The 21569-nt window shown below is 63.4% G+C and carries 21 protein-coding genes; 12 read left to right on the top strand and 9 right to left on the bottom strand.

Going from position 1 to position 21569, the window contains the following annotated elements; genetic code table 11:
• Positions 1-117 precede the first annotated feature (117 nt).
• Positions 118-981 carry a hypothetical protein gene (locus BLW80_RS18450; protein ID WP_093759030.1) on the bottom strand — a complete coding sequence of 288 codons (864 nt, stop codon included), beginning with the start codon at positions 979-981 and terminating at the stop codon, positions 118-120.
• A 352-nt stretch (positions 982-1333) separates the two neighbouring features.
• Here BLW80_RS18450 and BLW80_RS18455 point away from each other — a divergent pair, with 352 nt between their 5' ends.
• Positions 1334-2983, top strand: a complete 1650-nt coding sequence (locus BLW80_RS18455; protein WP_089267010.1) for a glycosyltransferase family 39 protein — start codon at positions 1334-1336, stop codon at positions 2981-2983.
• A gap of 154 nt (positions 2984-3137) precedes the next feature.
• Here the strand turns inward: BLW80_RS18455 and BLW80_RS18460 are convergent, their stop codons facing one another.
• Positions 3138-3851, bottom strand: a complete 714-nt coding sequence (locus tag BLW80_RS18460; RefSeq protein WP_093759031.1) for a DNA helicase — start codon at positions 3849-3851, stop codon at positions 3138-3140.
• Between the two features lie 227 nt (positions 3852-4078).
• On the opposite strand from BLW80_RS18460, the gene bla reads away from it, so the two are divergent.
• Positions 4079-4948: a class A beta-lactamase gene (gene bla / locus BLW80_RS18465; RefSeq protein WP_093759032.1), complete on the top strand. Its 870-nt coding sequence runs from the start codon at positions 4079-4081 to the stop codon at positions 4946-4948.
• Here the strand turns inward: bla and BLW80_RS18470 are convergent.
• The gene (locus BLW80_RS18470) at positions 4908-5864 is read right to left on the bottom strand and encodes a DMT family transporter (protein WP_093759033.1); all 957 of its coding nucleotides are present in this window, start codon (positions 5862-5864) and stop codon (positions 4908-4910) included. The genes bla and BLW80_RS18470 overlap by 41 nt on opposite strands.
• A gap of 109 nt (positions 5865-5973) precedes the next feature.
• On the opposite strand from BLW80_RS18470, the gene pdxR reads away from it, so the two are divergent.
• The gene (pdxR, locus tag BLW80_RS18475) at positions 5974-7470 is read left to right on the top strand and encodes a MocR-like pyridoxine biosynthesis transcription factor PdxR (RefSeq protein WP_093759034.1); all 1497 of its coding nucleotides are present in this window, start codon (positions 5974-5976) and stop codon (positions 7468-7470) included.
• A gap of 5 nt (positions 7471-7475) precedes the next feature.
• On the opposite strand, the gene BLW80_RS18480 is transcribed toward pdxR, so the two are convergent.
• Positions 7476-7850 (bottom strand): nuclear transport factor 2 family protein, encoded by a 375-nt coding sequence (locus BLW80_RS18480; RefSeq protein ID WP_244528304.1) that lies wholly within the window; start codon positions 7848-7850, stop codon positions 7476-7478.
• Between the two features lie 36 nt (positions 7851-7886).
• The gene (locus BLW80_RS18485) at positions 7887-8603 is read right to left on the bottom strand and encodes a DJ-1/PfpI family protein (protein WP_093759035.1); all 717 of its coding nucleotides are present in this window, start codon (positions 8601-8603) and stop codon (positions 7887-7889) included.
• Between the two features lie 61 nt (positions 8604-8664).
• Between BLW80_RS18485 and BLW80_RS18490 the strand changes: the two genes are divergently transcribed.
• Together BLW80_RS18490 and BLW80_RS18495 are read left to right on the top strand one after the other, a co-directional pair.
• A complete protein-coding gene (locus BLW80_RS18490) occupies positions 8665-9669 on the top strand; it encodes a GlxA family transcriptional regulator (protein WP_093759158.1) in 1005 nt (334 codons plus the stop codon).
• Between the two features lie 139 nt (positions 9670-9808).
• On the top strand, positions 9809-10588 hold the full coding sequence (locus BLW80_RS18495; protein WP_089267004.1) for a class II aldolase/adducin family protein: 780 nt from the start codon (positions 9809-9811) through the stop codon (positions 10586-10588).
• Between the two features lie 216 nt (positions 10589-10804).
• Here the strand turns inward: BLW80_RS18495 and BLW80_RS18500 are convergent, their stop codons facing one another.
• From BLW80_RS18500 to BLW80_RS18515, 4 genes are all read right to left on the bottom strand, one after another.
• Positions 10805-11020: a hypothetical protein gene (locus tag BLW80_RS18500; protein ID WP_093759036.1), complete on the bottom strand. Its 216-nt coding sequence runs from the start codon at positions 11018-11020 to the stop codon at positions 10805-10807.
• Positions 11021-11229: 209 nt separating this feature from the next.
• Positions 11230-12633: a M20/M25/M40 family metallo-hydrolase gene (locus tag BLW80_RS18505; protein ID WP_093759037.1), complete on the bottom strand. Its 1404-nt coding sequence runs from the start codon at positions 12631-12633 to the stop codon at positions 11230-11232.
• 12 nt (positions 12634-12645) lie between these two features.
• Positions 12646-13938: a glycosyltransferase family 87 protein gene (locus BLW80_RS18510; protein ID WP_093759159.1), complete on the bottom strand. Its 1293-nt coding sequence runs from the start codon at positions 13936-13938 to the stop codon at positions 12646-12648.
• A gap of 140 nt (positions 13939-14078) precedes the next feature.
• On the bottom strand, positions 14079-15704 hold the full coding sequence (locus BLW80_RS18515) for a helicase HerA-like domain-containing protein (RefSeq protein WP_089267002.1): 1626 nt from the start codon (positions 15702-15704) through the stop codon (positions 14079-14081).
• Between the two features lie 368 nt (positions 15705-16072).
• On the opposite strand from BLW80_RS18515, the gene BLW80_RS18520 reads away from it, so the two are divergent.
• The 7 genes from BLW80_RS18520 (at position 16073) to BLW80_RS18550 (ending at position 21545) form a co-directional block, all read left to right on the top strand.
• Positions 16073-16438, top strand: a complete 366-nt coding sequence (locus BLW80_RS18520; protein ID WP_068734292.1) for a hypothetical protein — start codon at positions 16073-16075, stop codon at positions 16436-16438.
• A 74-nt stretch (positions 16439-16512) separates the two neighbouring features.
• On the top strand, positions 16513-16920 hold the full coding sequence (locus BLW80_RS18525; RefSeq protein ID WP_068734294.1) for a DUF4332 domain-containing protein: 408 nt from the start codon (positions 16513-16515) through the stop codon (positions 16918-16920).
• A 187-nt stretch (positions 16921-17107) separates the two neighbouring features.
• Positions 17108-17953 carry a dihydropteroate synthase gene (gene folP, locus BLW80_RS18530; protein ID WP_093759038.1) on the top strand — a complete coding sequence of 282 codons (846 nt, stop codon included), beginning with the start codon at positions 17108-17110 and terminating at the stop codon, positions 17951-17953.
• On the top strand, positions 17950-18315 hold the full coding sequence (gene folB / locus BLW80_RS18535; protein WP_089266999.1) for a dihydroneopterin aldolase: 366 nt from the start codon (positions 17950-17952) through the stop codon (positions 18313-18315). Before folP ends, folB begins: the two co-directional genes overlap by 4 nt.
• Positions 18316-18318: 3 nt before the next feature.
• Positions 18319-18810 carry a 2-amino-4-hydroxy-6-hydroxymethyldihydropteridine diphosphokinase gene (gene folK, locus BLW80_RS18540; RefSeq protein ID WP_093759039.1) on the top strand — a complete coding sequence of 164 codons (492 nt, stop codon included), beginning with the start codon at positions 18319-18321 and terminating at the stop codon, positions 18808-18810.
• Positions 18811-19194: 384 nt separating this feature from the next.
• Entirely contained in the window at positions 19195-21066 is a 1872-nt protein-coding gene (locus BLW80_RS18545; RefSeq protein WP_093759040.1) for a methylmalonyl-CoA mutase subunit beta, read from the top strand.
• A gap of 11 nt (positions 21067-21077) precedes the next feature.
• Complete coding sequence (locus tag BLW80_RS18550; protein ID WP_093759041.1) at positions 21078-21545, top strand: GFA family protein; 468 nt, start codon at positions 21078-21080, stop codon at positions 21543-21545.
• The last annotated feature ends 24 nt before the right edge of the window (positions 21546-21569 follow it).

The raw sequence follows: 21569 nt of genomic DNA on the forward strand, positions 1-21569 counted from the left end.
ATGCGGGCATTACAGCCGCAAGGGCAATAACAACGTATAGCGCGCCGGTTTCATTCTGCGTGCAAGATTAGTCGAGATCAGCTGAAAGTGACCGCAAACGGAAATGGCTGAGGGGCGTCAGCCCCTGTTGTCGAGATGTTCGCGCAACTCGTCGATCGAGGCGAAGCGCATCATGCCTTCGGGCATCTGCGCCTCGATGGAGCCGTCGGAATACAGCGAATAGGCCATGCCATCGACGACCCCCGATTTCAGCACGGTGACGTCCGGTGCTTGCGACGGCTCTTCAGCCGGCGTCGGCGGAACGTAGCGATCCGGGATCAGCGCGGCATCCGGCAGCTTGTCGCTTGGCGAGGACGAGGTACGGGCGGCGCGGCGGATCGCGTCGGAGCGCGACCGATCCGGCTGCGGCCAGGCATCCTCGAAACTCTTCGGCTGCTCGGCGGGCGCCTCCGGCGTTGGCATGGCCGCCTCGAAAGCGGCTGCGGCTTCGGCCCTCTCCCGCTCCCGGCGCGATGATTGGAACAGCAGATTGCGACGCTTCGGCTCCTCAGGCACCGGTGCCTCGGCAGCAGCGGACGCGAGCCGCTCACGGTCGCGCAGCACTTCGTCCTGCCACGGAGGAACACCTGGCTCCGGAACGGCAGGCCGCGCGGCCGGCTGGTCACGGCTGAACAGCGGGGCCGGCGCGGGCGCGTCATCCGCCTCCTCTGCGTCCTCCCCCGGAACCGGCGGCAACTTCAGTTCCCGGCGCGGCAGCCGGGGCGACGGAACCGGTTCATCGATCTCGCCCTGCGGCCCAAACTTCTTCAGTTCGCCGACGGCGAGCGCCATGCTGACCATGATCAGGCCGGTGCAGGCGCCGACCGTTCCAGTCAGGATCAGGGTATTGCCGAAGCCGAATTCCTTGACCGGAATGCCGAAGCCGATCGCGGCAAGGCCCGCCAGAATGACCCCGATCCCGGCAATCAGCAGCAATTTCATAGTCTTCGAACTCCTCGACGGACCACTCGCGAGTCTCGTCATGGGTGCCACGATAGCGTCATATTGCGTGCACCGCCAAACGGCATTTTGCGTTCATCCCTTGTACATCGGCCTGGTGGTAAGTTTTGGGAGAGTTTTCTTCCACCGGAGACAACAGGTTTGGGACAGCCGACGCCGATCTATCCCTAAACGGTAAAGCTTTTACCTTGTCCTGTTTGTTGCAACGCATTAAGAAACTTCAGCCACAATTCTCAATTACTTCAAAAGAGAAGTGCGCTATATCGATGCCGGGGAAACGAGGCTCAAAGAGCGCTAAAGCCGAGCCATTGGGGACACCGGGTTATCCATCGCCATGTCATCGATTACGACTGCGGCCATCGACACGCCAGTAAGGCGCTCGGTGGAACGGACGTGTGACGACCTCGCCATCCTGGCGCTTGTCGTTGTCAGTATCGTCGCAAGCTTCACGTTCCGGGACTATGGTCTCGGATGGGACGACTATACCCACGCTGAATATGCAGATCTTCTATTGAAGATGTACGGGTCGGGCTTCACCGACACCGGCGCTTTGTCGTTTGCAAACCTCTACATGTATGGCGGCGGCTTCGATATGGCGGCCGCGCTGCTGCACAAGATCATCCCGCTGGAGCTGTTCGAGACGCGACGCCTGCTCGGCGCGATCGTCGGCGTCATCGGCCTCGGCGTCACCTGGCGTCTCGGCCGCCGCGTCGCCGGCCCCGTGGGCGGCCTCGCCACGCTGTTGCTGCTGGCGCTGTGTCCGACCTTCTACGGCCATATGTTCATGAACCCGAAGGATGCGCCTTTCGCCGTGGCGATGGTCATCCTGATGCTCGGGCTGGTGCGCCTTGCGCAGGAATATCCGAACCCGTCGCCGCGCACGGTTCTGATCCTCGGCCTCGGCGCCGGCTGCGCGATCGGCTGTCGCATTCTCGCCGGCCTCACGCTGATCTATGCAGTGATCGGTTTCATGCCGCTGTGGATCGAGGATGTCCGCACCAATGGCGTGCGCGAGAGCGTGCACCGCTTGCTGCATGTGCTCTACGTGCTGCTGCCGGGCCTCGCTTTCGGCTATCTGATCATGGGCCTGATCTGGCCGTGGTCGATTCTCGAGCCCGCCAATCCGCTGCGCGCCCTGGGCTACTTCTCTCACTTCTTCGAGAAACCGTGGAAAGAGATGTTCGACGGCGCGATGATCTCGGTGCCGGACATGCCGTGGTCCTATCTGCCGACGCTGTTCGCGCTGCAGCTTCCGGAAGTGCTGCTCAGCCTCACCTTCGGCGGCATCGCGCTGACCATCATGTCGCTGTCGCGCGACACCGTGCCGGCGCGTCGCAAGACCATCCTGTTGATGCTGACCTTTGCCGCCACCTTGCCGCTGGTGATCGCCATGGTGAAGCGCCCGGCGCTGTATAACGGCATCCGGCATTTCATCTTCGTGCTCCCGCCGATGGCCGTACTCGGCGGCGCGGCTTTCGCGGCGCTGATGGACTGGCTGCGCGTCAATCATCGCGGCGCGCAAGCGGCTGCCGTCGCCGTGTTCTCCTTCGGCCTGATGCTGCCGACGGCCGAGATGATCCGGCTGCATCCGTATCAGTACACCCACTTCAACTACATCGCCGGCACCGTTCGCCAGGCCGATGCGCTGTACATGCTGGACTATTGGGGCCTTGCGCTGAAGCAGGCCTCCGATGCGCTGCGCGAGCAGATCGTCGAGCGCCAGGAAAGCCCGCCGGTCGGCCGCAAGTGGAAGGTCGCCGTGTGCGGCCCGCAGCGTCCGGCACAGGTCGCGCTCGGTCCCGACTTCACCATCGGCTGGGACAGCCAGTCGGCCGACTTTGCGATGACGCTTGGCGAGTTCTACTGCAAGGGCCTCACCGCCCCCGTGATTGCCGAGATCAAGCGCGACGACGTCGTCTTCGCCAAAGTCTACGACATTCGCGGCAGCAGCATTTCGAGCCTGCTCGCGATCCCTGCGCCGTAAAATTCTGCGTTAGTACTAAGTTCCAAGTTTTCGTCATGCCCGGCCTTGTGCCGGGCATCCACGTCTTGGCGACCATGAAAGGCGTGGATGGCCGGGACAAGCCCGGCCATGACGACTCTTGTTGTTCACGGCCCGTGTCGGCCCGCGTCGTTGACTAACGTGCCGCCTGAAACCTGATGTCGCCGTTGTTCAGAAAACACGTCTTGCTGAACAGGCCGAGATCGACAGGATTCGGCAACCGCACATCCTCCAGATCGGGATACGGCTTCACAGCCGGATCGTAGGACCGATGAATCTGCGAGATGAAGACGAAGATCAGCCCGCGCTCCCTGGCGAATGACTGCAGCGCGCGCACCTGCACCATCAAGGCCGGGTTCTCGCGTTTCTGATCGAGCAGTTGCAGATAGTCGATCACCACAAGCGTGCCGCGCGGCGCGTCCGCCAGTTTCCGGGTGATGTAATCGGCGCTGATGTCGTCGGAATTGTCGAATGCGAACAGCGTATCGAAACGCCCCCGGTCCACGCCGATGGCACTGAAACGGTCCAGCACGTCCTTTTCAGCGTATTCCAGCGAGAAGAACACGCTGCGATGGCCGGATCGCATCGCCTCTACGGCGAGCTTCAGACTCATCAGCGTCTTGCCATGGCCCGGGCGCGCGCCGACCAGCACGAGATCGCCCGGAGACAGTTGTTCGAACAGTTTCGCGGCAGGTGTTACCGAAGACATCCGCGCCACCAGCAGGCTCCAGGCAGCAAAGCCTTCTCGCACGGCGATCCGGTCGAGTGCCTCGTGCAGCGGAATGTTATCGGTGCGGGATAGAAGCCTGGCCTTGCGCTTCAATTGATAAACAGGCGCAGAAAGACGCATTGTGAGAACCTCCTGGTGCGAGCGTTGTCACAACCCCTCCTTATGCTTGATGCTCGAACAGTTGGTTCGGTGATCAGAGAGCCCGGTATGATGGATACTTTCCCGTTGGAGGGGGGAGGCGTGGGCCGCGCCAGAATCAGAGTGTAGCGCAATCCCCTTCCCCGCGAAATTGCGGACTTCCAATCGCCCGCCATCAATTCTCCCTCTTCGCCCGCGAATGACACGCCATGATGATCAATCGACGAACATTGCTGGCGGCTGCGCCAGCGCTCATGGCCTGGCCGGCCTTTGCCAAGGAAGCGGCAAAGGACGCACCGGCGGCGTTGCAAGCCTATGAACGCGACACCGGCGGGCGGATCGGCGTCTATGCCGAGAACCTGAAGACGGGCGCAAAGATCGCGTGGCGCGCCAATGAGCGCTTCGTGATGTGCAGCACGTTCAAGGCCTCGCTCGCCGCCTGCGTGCTCGCCCGCATCGACCGCGGCGAGGACAAGCCCGATCAGATGATTTCCTACGCCGCGGCGGACCTGCTCGACTACGCGCCGGTCGCGCGCGACAATCTTGCCAAGGGCGCGCTCTCGGTCGCCGACATGTGCAAGGCCATCGTCGAGCTCAGCGACAACACCTGCGCCAACATGCTGCTGGCGCGCGTTGGCGGTCCGGCCGCCCTCACCGCCTTCTGGAACAGGACCGGCGACAGCGTCTCGCGCCTCGATCACAACGAACCGCTATTGAACCGTTCGCGTCCCGGCAATCCGCAGGACACGACCACGCCTACCGCGATGGCCGGCAACGTCAAACGCTTCGTCACCGGCAATGTGCTGACGGCCGCGTCGCGCGATCAGCTCACCGACTGGATGGTGAACTGCAAGACCGGCGACAAGCGCCTGCGCGCCGGGCTGCCGAAGTCATGGAAGATCGGCGACAAGACCGGCAATAACGGCAAGGACGCCGCCGGCGACATCGCCGTGACCTGGCCGAAGCCAGACCAGCCCGTCGTCATCGCCGCCTATACGCAGGGCGGCACGCCGACGGCTCCACAATTGGAGACGGTGTTCACGGCAATTGGCGAGATGGTCGGGCGGCAACTGGGATAGGCTGCGTCGTCGGCACAACATCTGGCTTCCGGCGCGACATCGTTCCGACGACAATCCCGCCAAGAATCATGGCCATCGCGGCGATCAGCGACAGCTCGATCGCCTCGCCCAGCACCAGCGCGGAAATCGCAACGCCCATTACCGGCGTTGCCAGCAGGCCGAGCGACGTAATGGTCGCCGGCAGGCTGCGGTTGATGATCACCATCGCCCAATGCGCCAGCGCCGTGCCGAATATCCCGCCGAACAGCAATGCGCCGACGAGTTCGCGCGTCCAGGCGATATCGGGGACGCCTTCGCGGATCAGCGCCAGCACTGTCAGCAGCACGCTCGCGAGCAGCGCCTGCCAGAACACGAGTTGAAACGGCTCGGAGATCCAGCGATGGCCGCGGACATAGACGATGTTCGCCGCCCAGCACAAAGCCGCGAGCAACAGCAGCCCGCTGCCGATCAGCGCATTGCCGTTGCTCCAGTCGAATGCCGACGGGTTGAACATGACAGCGATGCCGGCAAGCCCCAGCACGATGCCCGCGAGACGTTCTCGCGGAACGGGTTCGCGCAGCAGCAGCCAAGCGGCGGGCGCAACCCAGAGCGGCGTGGTGTAGCCGAGCACGATGGAGCGCCCGACCGGCACGAATTGCAGGCCAAAGGCAACCAGCACCGAGAATAGGCCCATATGCAGCACCGCGACACTGACGATCACCGGCATGTCGCCGCGCCGCGGCACGATGAATTGCCGGCGCGCCAGCGTAATCGCCGCAAGAGCGAGCGCTGCAATCACGGCGCGAATCGCCACCGACCACAGCGGCGAAATGTGCTGCACCAGAAATTTCGTCAGCGTCCAGTTCAGCCCCCACATGGTCACGACGACGGCAAACAAAAGCAGCGCCGTGCGGCGCGACAGGGGATATTCGGACATGGCTTCATCTCACGGCTTCGGTGCATGGCGCACTCGACAGACCGAGGACACTAGGTTTTACTGGCCCCAATCAAAGATCCATTCCAGTAAAAATGACTGAGCCAGTTTGATGGGCGACATTCTCGCAGGGCTGATCGATATCGCTCGCGGATCCGCGAGCGGCGAGACGTTGACGCGGCAGCTCTATGATCAGCTTCGCGCGGCGATCCTGAGCGGCGCGCTGCCGCCGGGCCATCGCCTGCCGTCGAGCCGCGACTGCGCGCTGCAGCTCGGCCTCGCGCGCAACACCGTCTCGACCGTCATCGATCAGTTGGCGATGGAGGGCTATCTCGATGTCGCGCAGGGACGACGCCCGACGGTCGCCGCCGCTGAGCGCAAGGCGTTGCTGACCGGGCGCAACATTGCCGGCAAGACACCGAAGCCGCTCGGCCTATCGCGCTGGGCCGAGCGCGTGCAGAAGTCGGATTGGCCGTTCATCAACAAAGGGAGGCCACTGCTGTTGGCCCCGGCGCTGGCAGATGCGCGGCTGTTTCCCCACGACATCTGGGCGCGCTGCCTGCGCCGCGCGGCGCGACGCGGATCGACCGGCGATCCCGCCATCAATCGCGCCTCGTTGCGCAACGCCCTGCTCCGCCATCTCATCGCCTATCGCGGCGTGCGGGCCGAGGCACGACAGATTATCCTGATGCCATCGGCGCAGTCTGCGCTTGAACTCATCGCGCGCGTGTTACTCGATGCCGGCGATCTCGCCTGGGTCGAAAGCCCCGGCTATGGCGGCGCATATGCGGCGCTCAATGCGGCCGGCGCGACCATGCGCGGCATTTCGCTGGATGGCAGCGGCCTCTCCATCAAAGGCCGGCGCGATCGCCCGCGGCTGATCTTCGTGACCCCGTCGCATCAGCATCCCACCGGACGGCTGATGCCTGTGAGCCGGCGGCAGCAATTGCTTGCATTTGCCAATGACATCGGGGCTGCCATCGTCGAGGACGACTATGACAGCGAATTCCACTATGACGGCCGCCCCGTCGCCGCCCTGCAGGGCCTCGATGACAACGGCCGCGTGTTCTATGTGGGCACGTTCTCGAAACCGATGTTCGCGGATGTGCGCAGCGGCTACGCCATCGTGCCGCCGGATCTTGCCGACCTGTTCGAAAAGGCGCAGCGCCACGGCAGCCATATCGTGCCGGCGCCGGTGCAGGATGCGCTGGCCGAATTCATCGACGACGGTCACTTCGCGGCGCATATCCGCAAGATGACGCGTGTCTATCGCAGCAGGCGCGATCACCTGCTGCAGGCACTGCAAGTTCATGCCGGCGATCACCTGACGATCGAGCCCCCGGCCGGCGGCATGCAATTGCTCGCCCATCTCGATCTCGATCGCGACGACCGCACCATTTCGGCACGACTTGCCGAGCTCGGCGTGACCGGCCGCCCGCTATCGATGTATTTCACCGGACCTGTGGCCGGCCAGGGATTGTTCATGGGCTTTTCCGCCTGGAACGAACAGGAGATCGACAAGGCCGCCGCCATCGTCGGACAGGTGCTGCGCGCCACCGCCACGCCGCGCGGCCGCTCCGGCAAGGCACCGAAGCGGCCGAAGGGCTGACGTTCCTATGCAGCCGCGAGCTTCTTCTCGACGGCCAGCGCCGCCGGCAGCGGTCGCCACAGCACCGTCATTTCCTGTATGAGGCCGGCGTCGTTCAGACGCCAGTAGTCGACGCCATCCAGCTGTTCCGTTCCGACGGTGATACCGAAGAAGGCGGACACGTGTTCCGGCCCCTGCAGCACTTCGCGGAAATCGAAACTGTCGACGACACCCAGCAGCGCTGTCACCACCGGACGGATTGCCGCCTTGCCCTTGAACGGCTCGGCCGCGAGCGGCGTCTTCAGAACGATGTCGTCGGCCATGTGGCTGAGCATGGCGTCGAGGTCTTTGCGCTGCATCGCTTGGGTGAATTCATGGATATGCGTTAGCTTCATGGTCATGATCCTTTCGATCATATTAGAAGCGGCTTGCGCAACTCACTCCGCCGCTGTCGGCACGATGATGCCAAGCTTCGTCGCGATTCGTTGTGCGGTGGCCTCGCGTTGCGCGGTGATCTTCGCCACCGACTGACGGGTCTGCGCCAGCACCGTCGCCGGTGCGGTTTCGGGCGTGCCGCTGTTGAACGGCGGCTGTGGCGCATATTCCATGAACAGCTGAATTCCCTGCGCCACCTCGTCGCCGCGCAGTTCTGCAGCCAGACGCAGCGCGCCATCGATGCCCGACGTCACGCCGGCGGCGAAGATCCAGTCGCCGTCGATCACCACGCGCTCGTTGACCGGCGTTGCGCCAAAATAGCGCAGCAGATGAAACGACGCCCAATGCGTGGTCGCGCGGCGGCCCATCAGCAATCCCGCAGCGCCGCAGATCAGCGCGCCGGTGCAGACCGAAAAGATTCGAGCATGTCCGGCCTGCTGACGGAGCCAATCGAGCACAACCGTATCGTCCATCAGCGCTTCCTGGCCGAAGCCGCCGGGCACATGCAGCACGTCGAGCTGGGGCGCGTCGCCAATGGCTGCATCCGGCGTAATACGGAGCCCCCTGTAGTCGCGCACGGGATCGGCGGTCTTGCCATAGATTCGATAGGTCGAATTCGGGATCCGCGACAGCACTTCGAATGGGCCGGTGAGATCGATCTGGTCAAGCCCCTCAAACAACAGCGAGCCGATCTGGAGATGTTGGTCTGGCGGGATCATCGGTTCCTCCGAATATTTGTGAATGGACAAGCCGACCCTAGCCCGGCACACTCTGGCGGAAATGCCAAAGATCCCTCGTTCTCCGCCAAACACCGGTTCGACGATCCCGCGCGCCATCGACGTCCTGGCGTTCCCGATGGTGCAATTGCTCGACGTGTCCGGCCCGCTGCAGGTCTTCGCCACGGTCAATGAGATCATGCAACGCAAGGGACAGCCTGCGCCCTATAGGCTGCGCGTGATCGCGCGCGGCGGCCATAGTGTGACCGCCTCTGCCGGACTTGGCCTCGCCGTGAGCGATCTGCCGCGCCAGGCCGAGCCGATCGACACGCTGCTGATCGCCGGCGGTCCCGGCGTCCACGCCGCAGCGTCTGATCCCGCTGTCGTCGCCTGGGTGCGCAAGCGCGCGGCCAAGGCGCGGCGCACCGCCTCGGTCTGCACCGGCGCGTTCCTGCTTGCGTCAACCGGCGTGCTCGACGGCCGTCGTGCCGCCACCCACTGGTCCTGGTGTTCCGAACTCGCGCAGCGCTTTCCCGACGTGCATGTGGAGTCCGATCCGATCTTCGTCCGCGACGGCGCGTTCTGGACATCGGCCGGCGTGACCGCGGGAATCGATCTCGCGCTGGCGCTGGTGGAGGAAGATCTCGGACGCAGCGTCGCGCTGATGGTGGCGCGTCATCTCGTGGTGTTTCTCAAGCGCCCCGGCGGCCAGTCGCAATTCAGCGCGGCACTGTCGCTACAGACCGCGGACGACAAATTCGGCGCGCTGCATGACTGGATCGGCAAGCATCTCGCCGACGATATCTCGCTACCCATGCTGGCAGAACAGGCCGGCATGAGCGAACGCAGCTTCAGCCGGCACTATGCGGACGCCACCGGCATCACGCCCGCCCGCGCCGTCGAGCAGTTGCGCGTCGAGGCCGCGCGGCGGCTGCTCTCGGAAACGAAACTGCCGGTGAAACGCATTTCGCAACGCTGCGGCTTCGGTTCCGAAGAAACCATGCGACGCAGCTTCCTGCGATTGCTTTCTGCTACGCCACAGGATTATCGCGCGCGTTTCAGTTCCTGAATGTCGCGATCGGGCCTTCTGCCACCCTGGTAAGCATGTCTGCCGCGCAAACCGTCCGGCTTGCTGCCGCAACAGGGCGGGATTAGGCTGGCATCAGCCAAACGCCAAAACACTGCCAGTCAATCCGGGAGCACTCAACATGTCACCAGCCGAAGCCCGCCTCAAGGAAGTGCCGTCGCATATGAGCGAGGGTGAATGGGCCCAGCGCGTCAATCTCGCCGCTGCCTATCGCCTCGTTGCGCTCTACGGCTGGGACGATCTCATCGACACCCACATCTCCGCCCGCGTGCCCGGCCCCGACCATCACTTCCTGATCAATCCCTATGGCCTGATCTTCGAAGAGATCACGGCATCGTCGCTGGTCAAGGTCGATCTCGACGGCAACCAGCTCTCCGAAAGCGAATACAGCATCAACCCGGCCGGCTTCACCATCCATTCGGCAATCCACGAAGTCCGCGAAGACGCCGGCTGCGTGATGCATCTGCACACGCCGGACGGCACCGCAGTGGCCTCCTGCATGGAGGGCCTGCAGCCCCTGAACCAGACTGCTCAGCTCGTGATCCCCGAACTCGCCTATCACGACTATGAAGGCGTCGCGCTCGATCACGACGAACGTCCCCGCCTGCAGAAGGATCTCGGCACCAAGAACGCCATGCTGCTGCGCAATCACGGCACGCTGACCGTCGGCCGCTCGGTCGCCTCGGCGTTCGAGCGCATGTATTATCTGGAACGCGCCTGCACCATGCAGGTCCGCACCCGGATGCTCGGCCCGACCGCCTATCCGGTCGACCAGATCGTCATCGACAAGAACGCCGCGCTGGTGGGCAACCCCGACAAGGCCGAATTGCGCTCGACCAAGCTGGTCTGGCCGCCGATGCTGCGCAAGCTCGACCGCCGCGATCCGTCTTACAAGACCTGAGATTTGGTGCTATAGAGAGGTTACATACCTCTACACAGTGATTCAAAACGCCGTCCAATTCCGGGCGGCGTTTTTTCTTTGTTTTGGTTTTCTCGTCATTCCGGGGCGCTCGCACTTGCGAGCGAACCCGGAATCCCGACCTGTTCATCACCACGAGATTCCGGGCTCAGCCCCATCGCCTTCGGCGTTGGTTCTGCCCCGGAATGACGGGATTGATCACGGCCGCATAAACGCAAAATCCGTGTCGGGATCGCAATTATCGGCAACGAAATGCAGCTCCGACTGTACGTCAGCCGTGGTCCTTGTCTCCAGATACTTCGAGACCACGAGATTCACGAGGGAGCGACAGACGCTGTCCTGATCGACCCCGGCGGTCTGAGCTGCCGCCATCGCGGCAGAGAAATGAGTATTGGCGATTTCGGCTGCGGACATTGCATCCTCCCTTTTTTTGTCTTTCGATCAGGAAAGCCTGACGCAAGCCTTGATGTGGGTCAACGCGCAGCCATACTCGTCATTCCGGGGCGGAACGGGCGCCGAAGGCGACAGGACCGAACCCGGAATCCCGCAGTGATGAACACGTCGAGATTCCGGGTTCGCGATCGCCAAGTGGCGCTCGCGCCCCGGAATGACGAATGTGTAGCTTACTTCTTCACATCCGCCAGCGCCGCAATGATCCGCGCCCACGACCGGACGCCCTTGTGGAAGCTCTTGAGGTCGTACTTCTCGTTCGGCGAATGGATATTGTCGTCATCGAGGCCGAAGCCGATCAGGAGCGAGTCCAGTCCGAGCGTGCGCTTGAAATCCGCGACGATGGGAATCGACGCACCTGAGCCGATCAGCAGCGCCTGCTTGCCCCATTCGTCGGTCAGCGCATCGCGCGCCGCCGCCAGCGGCTTCATATTCCAGTCGAGCGCGATCGCCGGCGCATTGGAATGATCAAGAAACTCCGCGGTGCAATCGCCGGGCAATTGCGACGTGACGAAAGCGCGGAACGCATCGCGGATCTTGCCGGGGTCCTGGCCCTCGACGATGCGGAACGAAACCTTGGCGGAGGCATGCGAGGCGATCACCGTCTTGGAGCCCTCGCCCGTGTACCCACCGACGATGCCGTTGATATCGCAGGTCGGACGCGACGTGATCTGTTCGATCAGTTCGCGGCCCTTCTCGCCGGCCGGAATAGAGAGACCGATCGGCTTCAAGAATGACTCCGCGGTGAGACCGAGGCCCTTCCACTGCGCCAGAATATCGGCAGGCAGATCCTTCACGCCATCATAGAAGCCGGGAATGGTGATGCGGCCATTGTCGTCATGCAGCTTGCCGAGAATATTGGTCAGCACGCGGATCGGATTGCGCGCACCGCCGCCATAGATCCCGGAATGCAGATCGCGGTTGGCCGCGGTGATCTTCACCTCTTCATAGACGAGCCCGCGCAGCGACGTGGTGATCGCCGGGGTCGACGGGTCCCACATGCCGGTGTCGCAGACCACCGCGAAATCGGCGGCGAGATCCTTCTTGTTGGCTTCGAGGAACGGCACGAAATTCTTCGAGCCGACCTCCTCCTCGCCTTCGATGCAGATGGTGAGATCGATGGGCAGCGAGCCCGTGACATTCACCCAGGCCCGGCAGGCTTCCACGAAGGTCGAAAGCTGGCCCTTGTCGTCCTGCGCACCGCGCGCAACGATGATGTCGCGGCCATCGGCATGTTTGGTGACGACCGGTTCAAACGGCGGACGATGCCACAGGTTCAGCGGATCGACCGGCTGAACGTCGTAATGACCATAGAACAGAACATGCGGCCGCTTGCCGGTGTTGCCCTTGGCGGTGGCGACGATGGCGGGATGGCCCGCCGTCGGCCGTACCTCGGCGTTGAAGCCCAGGCTCTCGATCTCGCCGGCCAGATGCTTTGCCGCCGCCTTGCAGTCCTCGGCGTAAGCCGGATCGGCGGAAATCGACTTGATCCGCAACAGTGCGAACAACCGCTCCAGAGCCTTGTCGAAATCGGCATCGACGCGATCGAGAACGGATGCAAGCTGCGTATTGGACATGGGCGAATTTCCTTAAGCGTGATGGTCCGGAACTTCGGTGGAATCTAGCAGCACCGGCGGGTGGTGCATATGCCAGATCAATCCGCCTGCGAGGATGGCCGTTGCCAGCAGATTATTGCCCCAAGCCTGCAGCATGGCCGGGAATACCGGGATCGACAGCGCCATCAACGCGCCGACAACGCCGAGCAGCCACCATGTCCCGGTCCGCACATTCGGGCGGGGATCATCGGCGGCGCGATGCATCAGCACCGTGAGCGGCAGGAACAGCCACATGAAGTAATATTGCCGCGCCAGCGGCGATGCCACCGTCATCAGGCAGAACAGCACGCCGAGTTCTTCGGCACGTGAGCGCGGCGTGAGTTTCGATCGCGGCAAAAGCGACCAGATGAAGCCGAGGCCGATCAGACCTGACACCGCGAGCACGATCAGGTTCGCGGTTTTGTAGCTGACATCGATCACGTTCATCGTGGCCGATCCACGCTTGCGATCGTCCTGGAAATAATCGATCGGCCGCACCAGACGATGCGTCATCGCGACGATCGACTGATTGACCCAGGACCAGTTCTGTTCGTCGCGCTGGCCGAAGCCTTTCTCGGAGCTGGAGCCAACCATTTCGGTGTACCAGGTCTTCACCTCGGCCGCATTGCGTTCGAAGCCGCGAAACGGCGCCGGCACGACATAGAGCAACAGCAGCGTGCAGACGATCATGCTGGCCGAGGCCGCCCAGTGCCGCCGCCAGATCAGATAGGGTAGCACCGCCACCGGAAACACCTTGATAGCGGTTGCCAGCGCGAACATGCTGCCGCCGAGCCACGGCCGATCCTTCTGCATCCACCAGAAGCCGAGCAGCATCATCGCCAGCAGCACGAGATTGGGCTGGCCGAGATCGTACATGTCGAACACGAAGGTGATGGTCGCAAAGCCCGGCAGCGCCGCAAGCCAGGCTGCCGGAATTTTCTTCGAGCCGGTCATGGCATTGGACAGCTGGCTGGTGATCGCCCAGGCCGCCGAATTCAAGATCGAGAGCAAGAGATAAAGCGGGATCTTGCCGAACCAGCTCGGCAGCGCCAGCAAAACCGCGGACAGCGGCGGATAGATGAAGTCCAGCGCACCATTGGTCTTGGCCTCATAGAGCGGCGCACCATGCAGCACCTGCCGCCCGGCCCAGAACCACAGCGCGTAGTCCTTGGTCTTGCCGTTGCCGAAGATTTCCGGAACGAGCACATCCGCCGTCAGCAGGACGCAGGTGATCAGGAACAGCACGTCCAGCGGCTGCCGCAAGGACGGCCACCGCAAAACCGGCATTTCGCCGTCACTTTTCGTCACTTCGCAGTCCCGCTTAAAAGACCCGCCGGCACGGCGCGGTTCAGACCGCGGTGGGTAGCAGATGGCGCCGGGACCTGCAAAGCCGCGGGCGGGTGCATAATGGACAGTCTGGACGGTCCTTACCGCTTCAAAATCCCGCCCAGCGTCCCGCGTACGATCTCGCGGCCGATCGAACTGCCCAGCGAGCCGCCCACCTGCTTGCCGATATTGGCGACGATGCCGCCGACGACCTTGTTGGTCACGCTGCGGGTGACGCTGCGCGCAATCACCTGGCCGGTGGAGAGCCTGTTGCGGCCGGTATTGGTGCCGAAGATGGTGCCGACGATCGCACCGAGCTGGCCCAAAAATCCACCACCGCCGCCACCGCCCGCCGCGTCGCCAGCCTCGGCCGGCGTCGCCGCCGTGCCGGCGATGCGCTTCTGCAGCGTCTCGTAGGCGGATTCGGAATCGATCGCGGTGTCGTATTTGCCCTTCACCGGGCTCGCCGCGAGGATCGCCTTGCGCTCCTCAGGCGTGATCGGCCCGATACGTGCGGTCGGCGGACGCACCATGATGCGTTCGACCATCGCAGGCGTGCCGTTGCCTTCGAGGAACGAGACCAGTGCCTCGCCCTTGCCGAGTTCGGTGATGACCGTGGCCGTGTCGAGTTTCGGATTGGCACGGAAGGTCTGTGCCGCCGCCTGCACCGCCTTCTGATCGCGCGGGGTGAAAGCGCGCAGAGCGTGCTGAACGCGATTGCCGAGCTGGGCGAGTACGCGATCGGGCACATCGATCGGGTTCTGGGTGACGAAATAGACGCCGACGCCCTTGGAGCGGATCAGGCGCACGACCTGTTCGATCTTGTCGAGCAGCGCCTTCGGCGCATCGTTGAACAAGAGATGCGCTTCGTCGAAGAAGAATACCAGTTTGGGCTTCGGCAGGTCGCCGACTTCGGGCAATTCCTCGAACAGTTCCGAGAGCAGCCACAGCAGGAAGGTTGCGTAGAGCCGCGGGCTCGACATCAGCTTGTCGGCGACGAGGATATTGACCATGCCGCGGCCGTCGCGGTCGGTCTTGAGAAAATCTTTCAGCTCCAGCGCCGGCTCGCCGAAGAATTTATCGGCGCCCTGGTTCTCCAGCACGAGCAATTGGCGCTGGATGGTACCGATTGTCGCCTTGGTGACGTTTCCGAAGCTCAAGGCCGACTTGCGAACATCGGCAAGTGGATCGACCTCGTCCTTCTTGGCGGTCATCGGCACGATGGCGTCGAGCAACGCGCGCAGATCCTTCATGTCAAGCAGCGTCAGGCCGTTCTCGTCGGCGACGCGGAAGGCGACGTTGAGCACGCCTTCCTGCACATCGTTGAGATCGAGCAGCCGCGCCAGCAGCAGTGGCCCCATCTCCGAAATGGTCGCGCGCACCGGATGGCCCTGCTCGCCGAACACGTCCCAGAACACGGTCGAGAACTGATCGGGCTGGAACGTCAGCGCCATCTCCTTGGCGCGCTGCAAAATGAAGTCCTTGCCCTCGCCGACTTCGGCTATCCCCGAGAGGTCGCCCTTGATGTCCGCAGCGAAGACCGGCACACCGGCACGTGCAAAGCCCTCCGCCATCACCTGCAGCGATACGGTTTTACCTGTTCCCGTCGCGCCCGTGACGAGACCGTGGCGATTGCCGAGGGCCAGCGTCAGCCATGCCGGTTGGTCGCCCTTGCCGATGAAGATCTTGCCGTCGGTATCGCCTGACTTCAGTTCGGTGGTCGCCATCGGATCGCCTCTGTCGCGCGCATCAAGAAAAAGATTTCAAAAAAATTTGCGGCTCACCATGATCTTACCGCATCTTGGCGAGCGATTGAAACGCAAAGCGTTCCCGCCACACCTGAAACCCGTCCGTCGTTCCCACGGACGAAACACAAGCCGTATCTTTTTGCTCTTTCCAAAGTACGGCGCTGTCGCATCTGCGAACAATTGACCAAAATTTCACGTTTGCTCTTGCATTGGTGCAACACTCGATACGCGATCACACTGAATCGCACGTCGGGCGAGTTGGCGCGCTTGTAATTCGAATCACAGCGGCTCAAGATCACTTTTCAACATAAGGGCATCGGCACTCAACCGATGTGAGGCGGGGCATCATGGACGAATTGATCAAAGCGCTGACCGCAAAGGTCGGCATCGACGAAGCTGTGGCTGAAAAGGCTGTCGGCATTATCTTGGGGTTCCTGCGCAAGGAAGCACCGGCCGCGCCGGTCAATGCGCTCATCGAAAAAATTCCGGGTGCGGATGCAGCCATCGCATCGTCAGAGGGCGGTGGTGGATTGAGCAGCCTGATGGGCGGCGGCATCATGGCCCTGGGCAGCAAGCTGATGGGTCTTGGCCTCGGCATGGGCGAAATCCAGAGCGTCGCGCGCGAACTGTTCAAGTTCGGCCGCGAGAAGATCGGCGCAGATGCCATGGACGAGATCGTTGCCGGCACACCTGGCCTGAGCCAGTTCTCCTGACCGTCTGTTACGTCAGCAGCCGCGCGTAAGCGTCCAGCATCTTCATACGTCCGATCTTCATACGTCTGAGTACCATGACATATCCCATCTCCAAGATTGACGGTTTGACGGCCTTCGCCGCGACCAAACTGAAAAAGGCAGGCATCCGCACCATGGAAGGGCTGCTGGACGCCGCTCACTCCGCGAAGTGCCGCAAGGAACTCGCTGCCAAGACCGGGTTCAGCGAACAGCAACTGCTCGAATGGGCGAACCTCGCCGACTACCTGCGCATCCCCGGCATGGGCAAGGCCAAGGCCGAACTGCTCCGCGCCTCCGGCGTCAACACGGTACGCGAATTGACCCACCGCAATCCCGCCCGCCTGGCTCAGGCGATGCGCGACGCCAACGACAAGCGCAAGCTGGTCCGGGTGATGCCCTCGGAGAAATCCGTCGGCGACCTGATCGAAAAGGCCCGCCAGCTGCCACTGAAGATTTCGTATTGAACCTCTCGTCATTCCGGGGCACGCGCAGCGCTAGCGGAGCGTGAACCCGGAATCCCGAGATGGCTGAAACGCCGGATCGCTTCACGCTGCAAGATTCCGGGTTCGCCTGCGGCTCACGCCGCATGCGCCCCGGAATGACGTTTTGATCCATCTTGACTCCCTCCCCCCGACCGCGCAAAGCGACCTCATGATCGCGCGTCCGACAACGTCTGCTCCGACGGTCCACCCGGTGCTGGCCGCGCTGCTGGCATCGCCGGTGCCTGCCGTGATGGGCATCCTGAACGTCACCCCGGATTCCTTCTCCGATGGCGGCCAGTTCGATGCCCCGGAGCGCGCGCTGGCGCAGGCCAGGCGGATGATTGCCGAGGGCGCCGGGATCATCGACATCGGCGCCGAGTCCACGCGCCCCTATGGGTCCCGGCCGGTCACTGCCGATGAAGAGTGGGCGCGGCTCGTGCCGGTGCTGGCCGACGTCGTCGCGCTCGGCACGCCGGTATCGATCGACAGCATGAAGGCGTCCGTCGTCGCGAAAGCGCTCGCCGCCGGCGTCGCCATCGCCAATGACATCTGGGGCCTGCAGCGCGATCCCGACATGGCACGCGTCATCGCCGAGCACAGCGCGCCTGTCGTCGTCATGCATAACCGTGACACCGTCGATGGCAGCATCGATATCGTCGCCGACATGAAAAGCTTCTTCGCGCGCTCGCTGGAGATCGCCGCCAGGGCCGGCATCCCTGCGGGCCACATCGTGCTCGACCCCGGCATCGGCTTCGGCAAGACACCTGAGCAGAGCATGATTGCGCTGGCGCGGTTCGACGCGCTGACCAGCTTCGGCCTGCCGGTGCTGATCGCCGCCTCGCGCAAGAAATTCATATCGACCGTCGTACCGTCGGAGCCACAGCAGCGCATTGGCGGATCCCTCGCCGCGCATCTGCTCGCGGTGCGGCACGGCGCCAAAATCGTCCGCGCCCATGACGTCGCGGAAACCGTTCAGGCCCTGCGCGTCACCGCAGCCATCGAGGACTTAAGATGACCGACATGATCTTCATCAAGGGCGTATCCGTGCATGCGCATCACGGCGTGCTCGATTACGAAGGCGTGGTTGGGCAGCGCTTCGTCATCGATCTCGAACTCGATGCCGATATCGACCTTGCCTCGCGCACCGACCGCCTTGCCGATACCGTGTCCTATGCCAATGTCGTCGCCACCGCGATCGCTGCTTTCAAAGACACCAATTACAAGCTGCTGGAACGCGCCGCCGGTGCGGTAGCCGATGCGGTGCTCGCGGATTTTCCGCGTATCAGCTCGGTCAAGGTCACCGTGCACAAGCCGCACGCGCCGATCGCCGCGATCTTCGACGATGTCGGCGTGGTGCTGCGCAGATCGCGGGCATAACCGATGGCCAGCGTCCTCATCGCGCTCGGCGGCAATGTCGGCGATGTCCGCATGACCTTCCGCAAGGCGATCGGCAATATCTGCGGCATGACGCAGGCCGCGTTGATCGAACGCTCGGCAGACTACAGCACGCCGCCGGTGGGAGATGTGCCGCAGGACCACTTCGTCAATGCGGCAATCGAGATCGAGACCGAACTCGATCCGCACGCGCTGTTGTTCACGCTGCACAAGATCGAACACAAATTCGGCCGCAACCGCGTTGCCGAGGGGCACTGGGGTCCGCGGCCGCTCGATCTCGACATGATCGCCTATGACGACGTGGTCATCGTCAAGCCGGAACTGCACCTCCCCCACCCGCGCGCCACTGAACGCGCCTTCGTCCTGGTGCCGCTGGCCGAGATCGCCCCGGACCGGATGATATCAGGCAAGACCGTTGCCGAGCATCTGAAGGCCCTCTCAACCGACGGCATCGAGAAGCTGCCGGATCTGGATTGAGCGCCGGCCTCTAACCTCTCTCCGCTCCCGTGCGAAGCGAAGCTTCGCTAGGCCGGGAGAGGTCGCCGCGCCTTCGCGGCGGGTGAGGAGCGACACGCCGCGCCATCCGCGATCACGCCTCTCTCGGATCCCACCGGTGCGATCCGAGATTCCGCGATTGGGTCGACCTGCAAACCCCGCCCCTCACCCGTCTTCGCTGCGCGAAGCCACCCTCTCCCCGCAAATGCGGGGCGAGGGAAGCAAGACCGCCCGTTCCCCACCAATCTGGTCCGTTCCACGCGCCAATTCCGCGCATCCCCATGCTCGAACAGCCATTGGCAACCCCTTCTCGGCATGGCATTTTCCGGCTCAACCACGAAGCAATACCGGGAGTGAAGTTCCTCAATGTCGACTGCGACTGACGACCTGCGGCTGGCCGCCGATTTTGCGCCTGCGAGTTACGATGACTGGCGCAAGCTCGTCGATGGCGTGCTGAAAGGCGCGCCGTTCGAGAAGCTGATCAGCAAGACCTATGACGGCGTCAAGATCCAGCCGATCTATCCGCGTGCCCATGATGCTGCCCCGATCGCCGGCCGGGCGCCCGCGGCGCCCTGGCAGATCATGCAGCGGATCGACCACCCGGATGCCGGCAAGTCGAACAAGCAGGCGCTGCACGATCTCGAAAACGGCGCCACTGGTCTCACGCTGGTGTTCGAAGGTGCCAATGGCGCGCGCGGTTTCGGCCTCGTCGCCTCGCCCGACACCATCGAGACGCTGTTCGACGGCATCTATCTCGATGCCGGCATCGGCATCGAACTCCATGCCGGCCCGCAGTCGCGCATGGCCGTGACGCATCTGGCCGATTACATCAAGACGAAGGGCATCGATCCCGCCACATGCGATATCCGCTTTGGTCTCGATCCCATCGGCGCCACCGCGGTATGGGGCACCAGCGCCTATAACTGGTGGGAGATGGCGCCCGCCGTCACCGACACCATCAAGAAGCTCGCCGCGCAAGGCTTCAAGGGCCCGTTCGCCGTCGCCGACGGCCGCATCATCCACGATGCCGGCGGCTCCGAAGTGCAGGAACTGTCTTACGTCCTCGCGGTGATGGTGTCCTATCTGCGCGCGATGGAAGACCATAACATTCCGCTCGAGACGGCCCGCGGCATGGTCTATGCGCGTCTCGCGGCCGATGCCGATCAGTTTCTCACCATGGCGAAATTCCGCGCGCTGCGCCTCTTGTGGGCGCGCATCGAGGAAAGCTGCGGCCTCGTGCCGAAGCCGCTGTTCATCGCTGCCGACACCGCATGGCGCATGCTTACGCAGCGCGATCCCTATGTGAACATGTTGCGCGCGACCATGGCGACCTTTGCTGCCGGTCTCGGCGGCGCCAACTCCATCTGCGTGCTCCCGCATACGCTGGCCCTCGGCCTGCCCGATGGCTTTGCGCGCCGTGCTGCACGCAACACCCAACTGGTCCTGCTGGAAGAGTCCAATCTCGCCAAGGTCACCGATCCCGCCGCCGGCGCCGGCGGCATCGAGGCGCTGACGCGCGAACTGTGCGACGCCGCATGGGCGCAGTTCCAGGACATCGAAAAAGCCGGCGGCGCGTTCCCGGCGCTTGGCAACAATGTGATCCAGCCGAAGGTCGCCGCCACCCGCGCCGCCCGTCAGGCCAGCGTCGCCAAGCGCCGCGAAGTGCTGACCGGCGCCAGCGAATTCCCGAACCTGCATGAGGCCCGCGCCACCGTGCTGAAGGTCAAGCCGATCCCCGGCAAGCCCTATGGCAAGGACAAGATCAAGTTCAACCCGCTCGAACCGATCCGGCTGGCCTCGCCCTTCGAGGCGCTGCGCGACAAGTCGGATCACCTGCTGGCGCGCAAGGGTGCCCGTCCGAAGGTCTTCCTGGCCAATCTCGGCACGCCCGCCGATTTCACGGCACGCGCGACCTTCGCCAAGAGCTTCTTCGAGACCGGCGGCATCGAAGCCCTCGACAGCGACGGTTTCGCCGATCCGGCCGTACTCGCCAAGGCCTGGAAGGCCTCCGGCGCCGCGCTGGTATGTATCTGCTCGTCCGACAAGCTCTATGCCGGTCAGGCAGCGCCCGCAGCAAAAGCGCTTCAGGCCGCCGGCGCGAAGCATATCTATCTGGCAGGCCGCCCCGGCGACCTCGAGGCGCCCTTGCGCGACGCAGGCGTTAGGGATTTTATCATTGCCGGCGGCGATGCGCTGGCGATGCTGGTGCAGGCCCACGATCTACTAAATTCGGCCTGATGGAGTAAGCCATGACGGCAACGGCGAGCAAACCCGCGCTGACCGGCGGCTGCCAATGCGGCGCGATCCGCTTTGCGCTGTCGGCTGCGCCGACCCGGGTCAGCATCTGCCATTGCCGCATGTGCCAGAAGGCCACCGGCGCGCCGTTCGCCTCGCTTGCCGATATCCCGAACGAGAACTTTGCATGGACCCGCGGCAAGCCGGCGGCGTTCAAGTCATCGTCGATTGCGGAGCGCGACTTCTGCGCCAAATGCGGCACGCCGCTGAGCTACCGCGCGATCGGCGGCCCCAAGATCGAGATCATGACCGGCGCCTTCGACCGCCCGGACCGCGTGGTGCCGACGCAGCAGTTCGGCACCGAGTCACGCCTGGGCTGGGTCGGCAATGTGTCGAACCTGCCGAGCAAGACGACGATGCAGAATTTCGGACCGGAGAAATGCGCGGAAGTGTTCAGCTATCAGCATCCGGATCATGATTGAGATAGCGTGTTTCAACAAGGATCG

It is taken from the genome of Tardiphaga sp. OK245 (assembly GCF_900108575.1).
GTDB classification, from domain to species: domain Bacteria; phylum Pseudomonadota; class Alphaproteobacteria; order Rhizobiales; family Xanthobacteraceae; genus Tardiphaga; species Tardiphaga robiniae.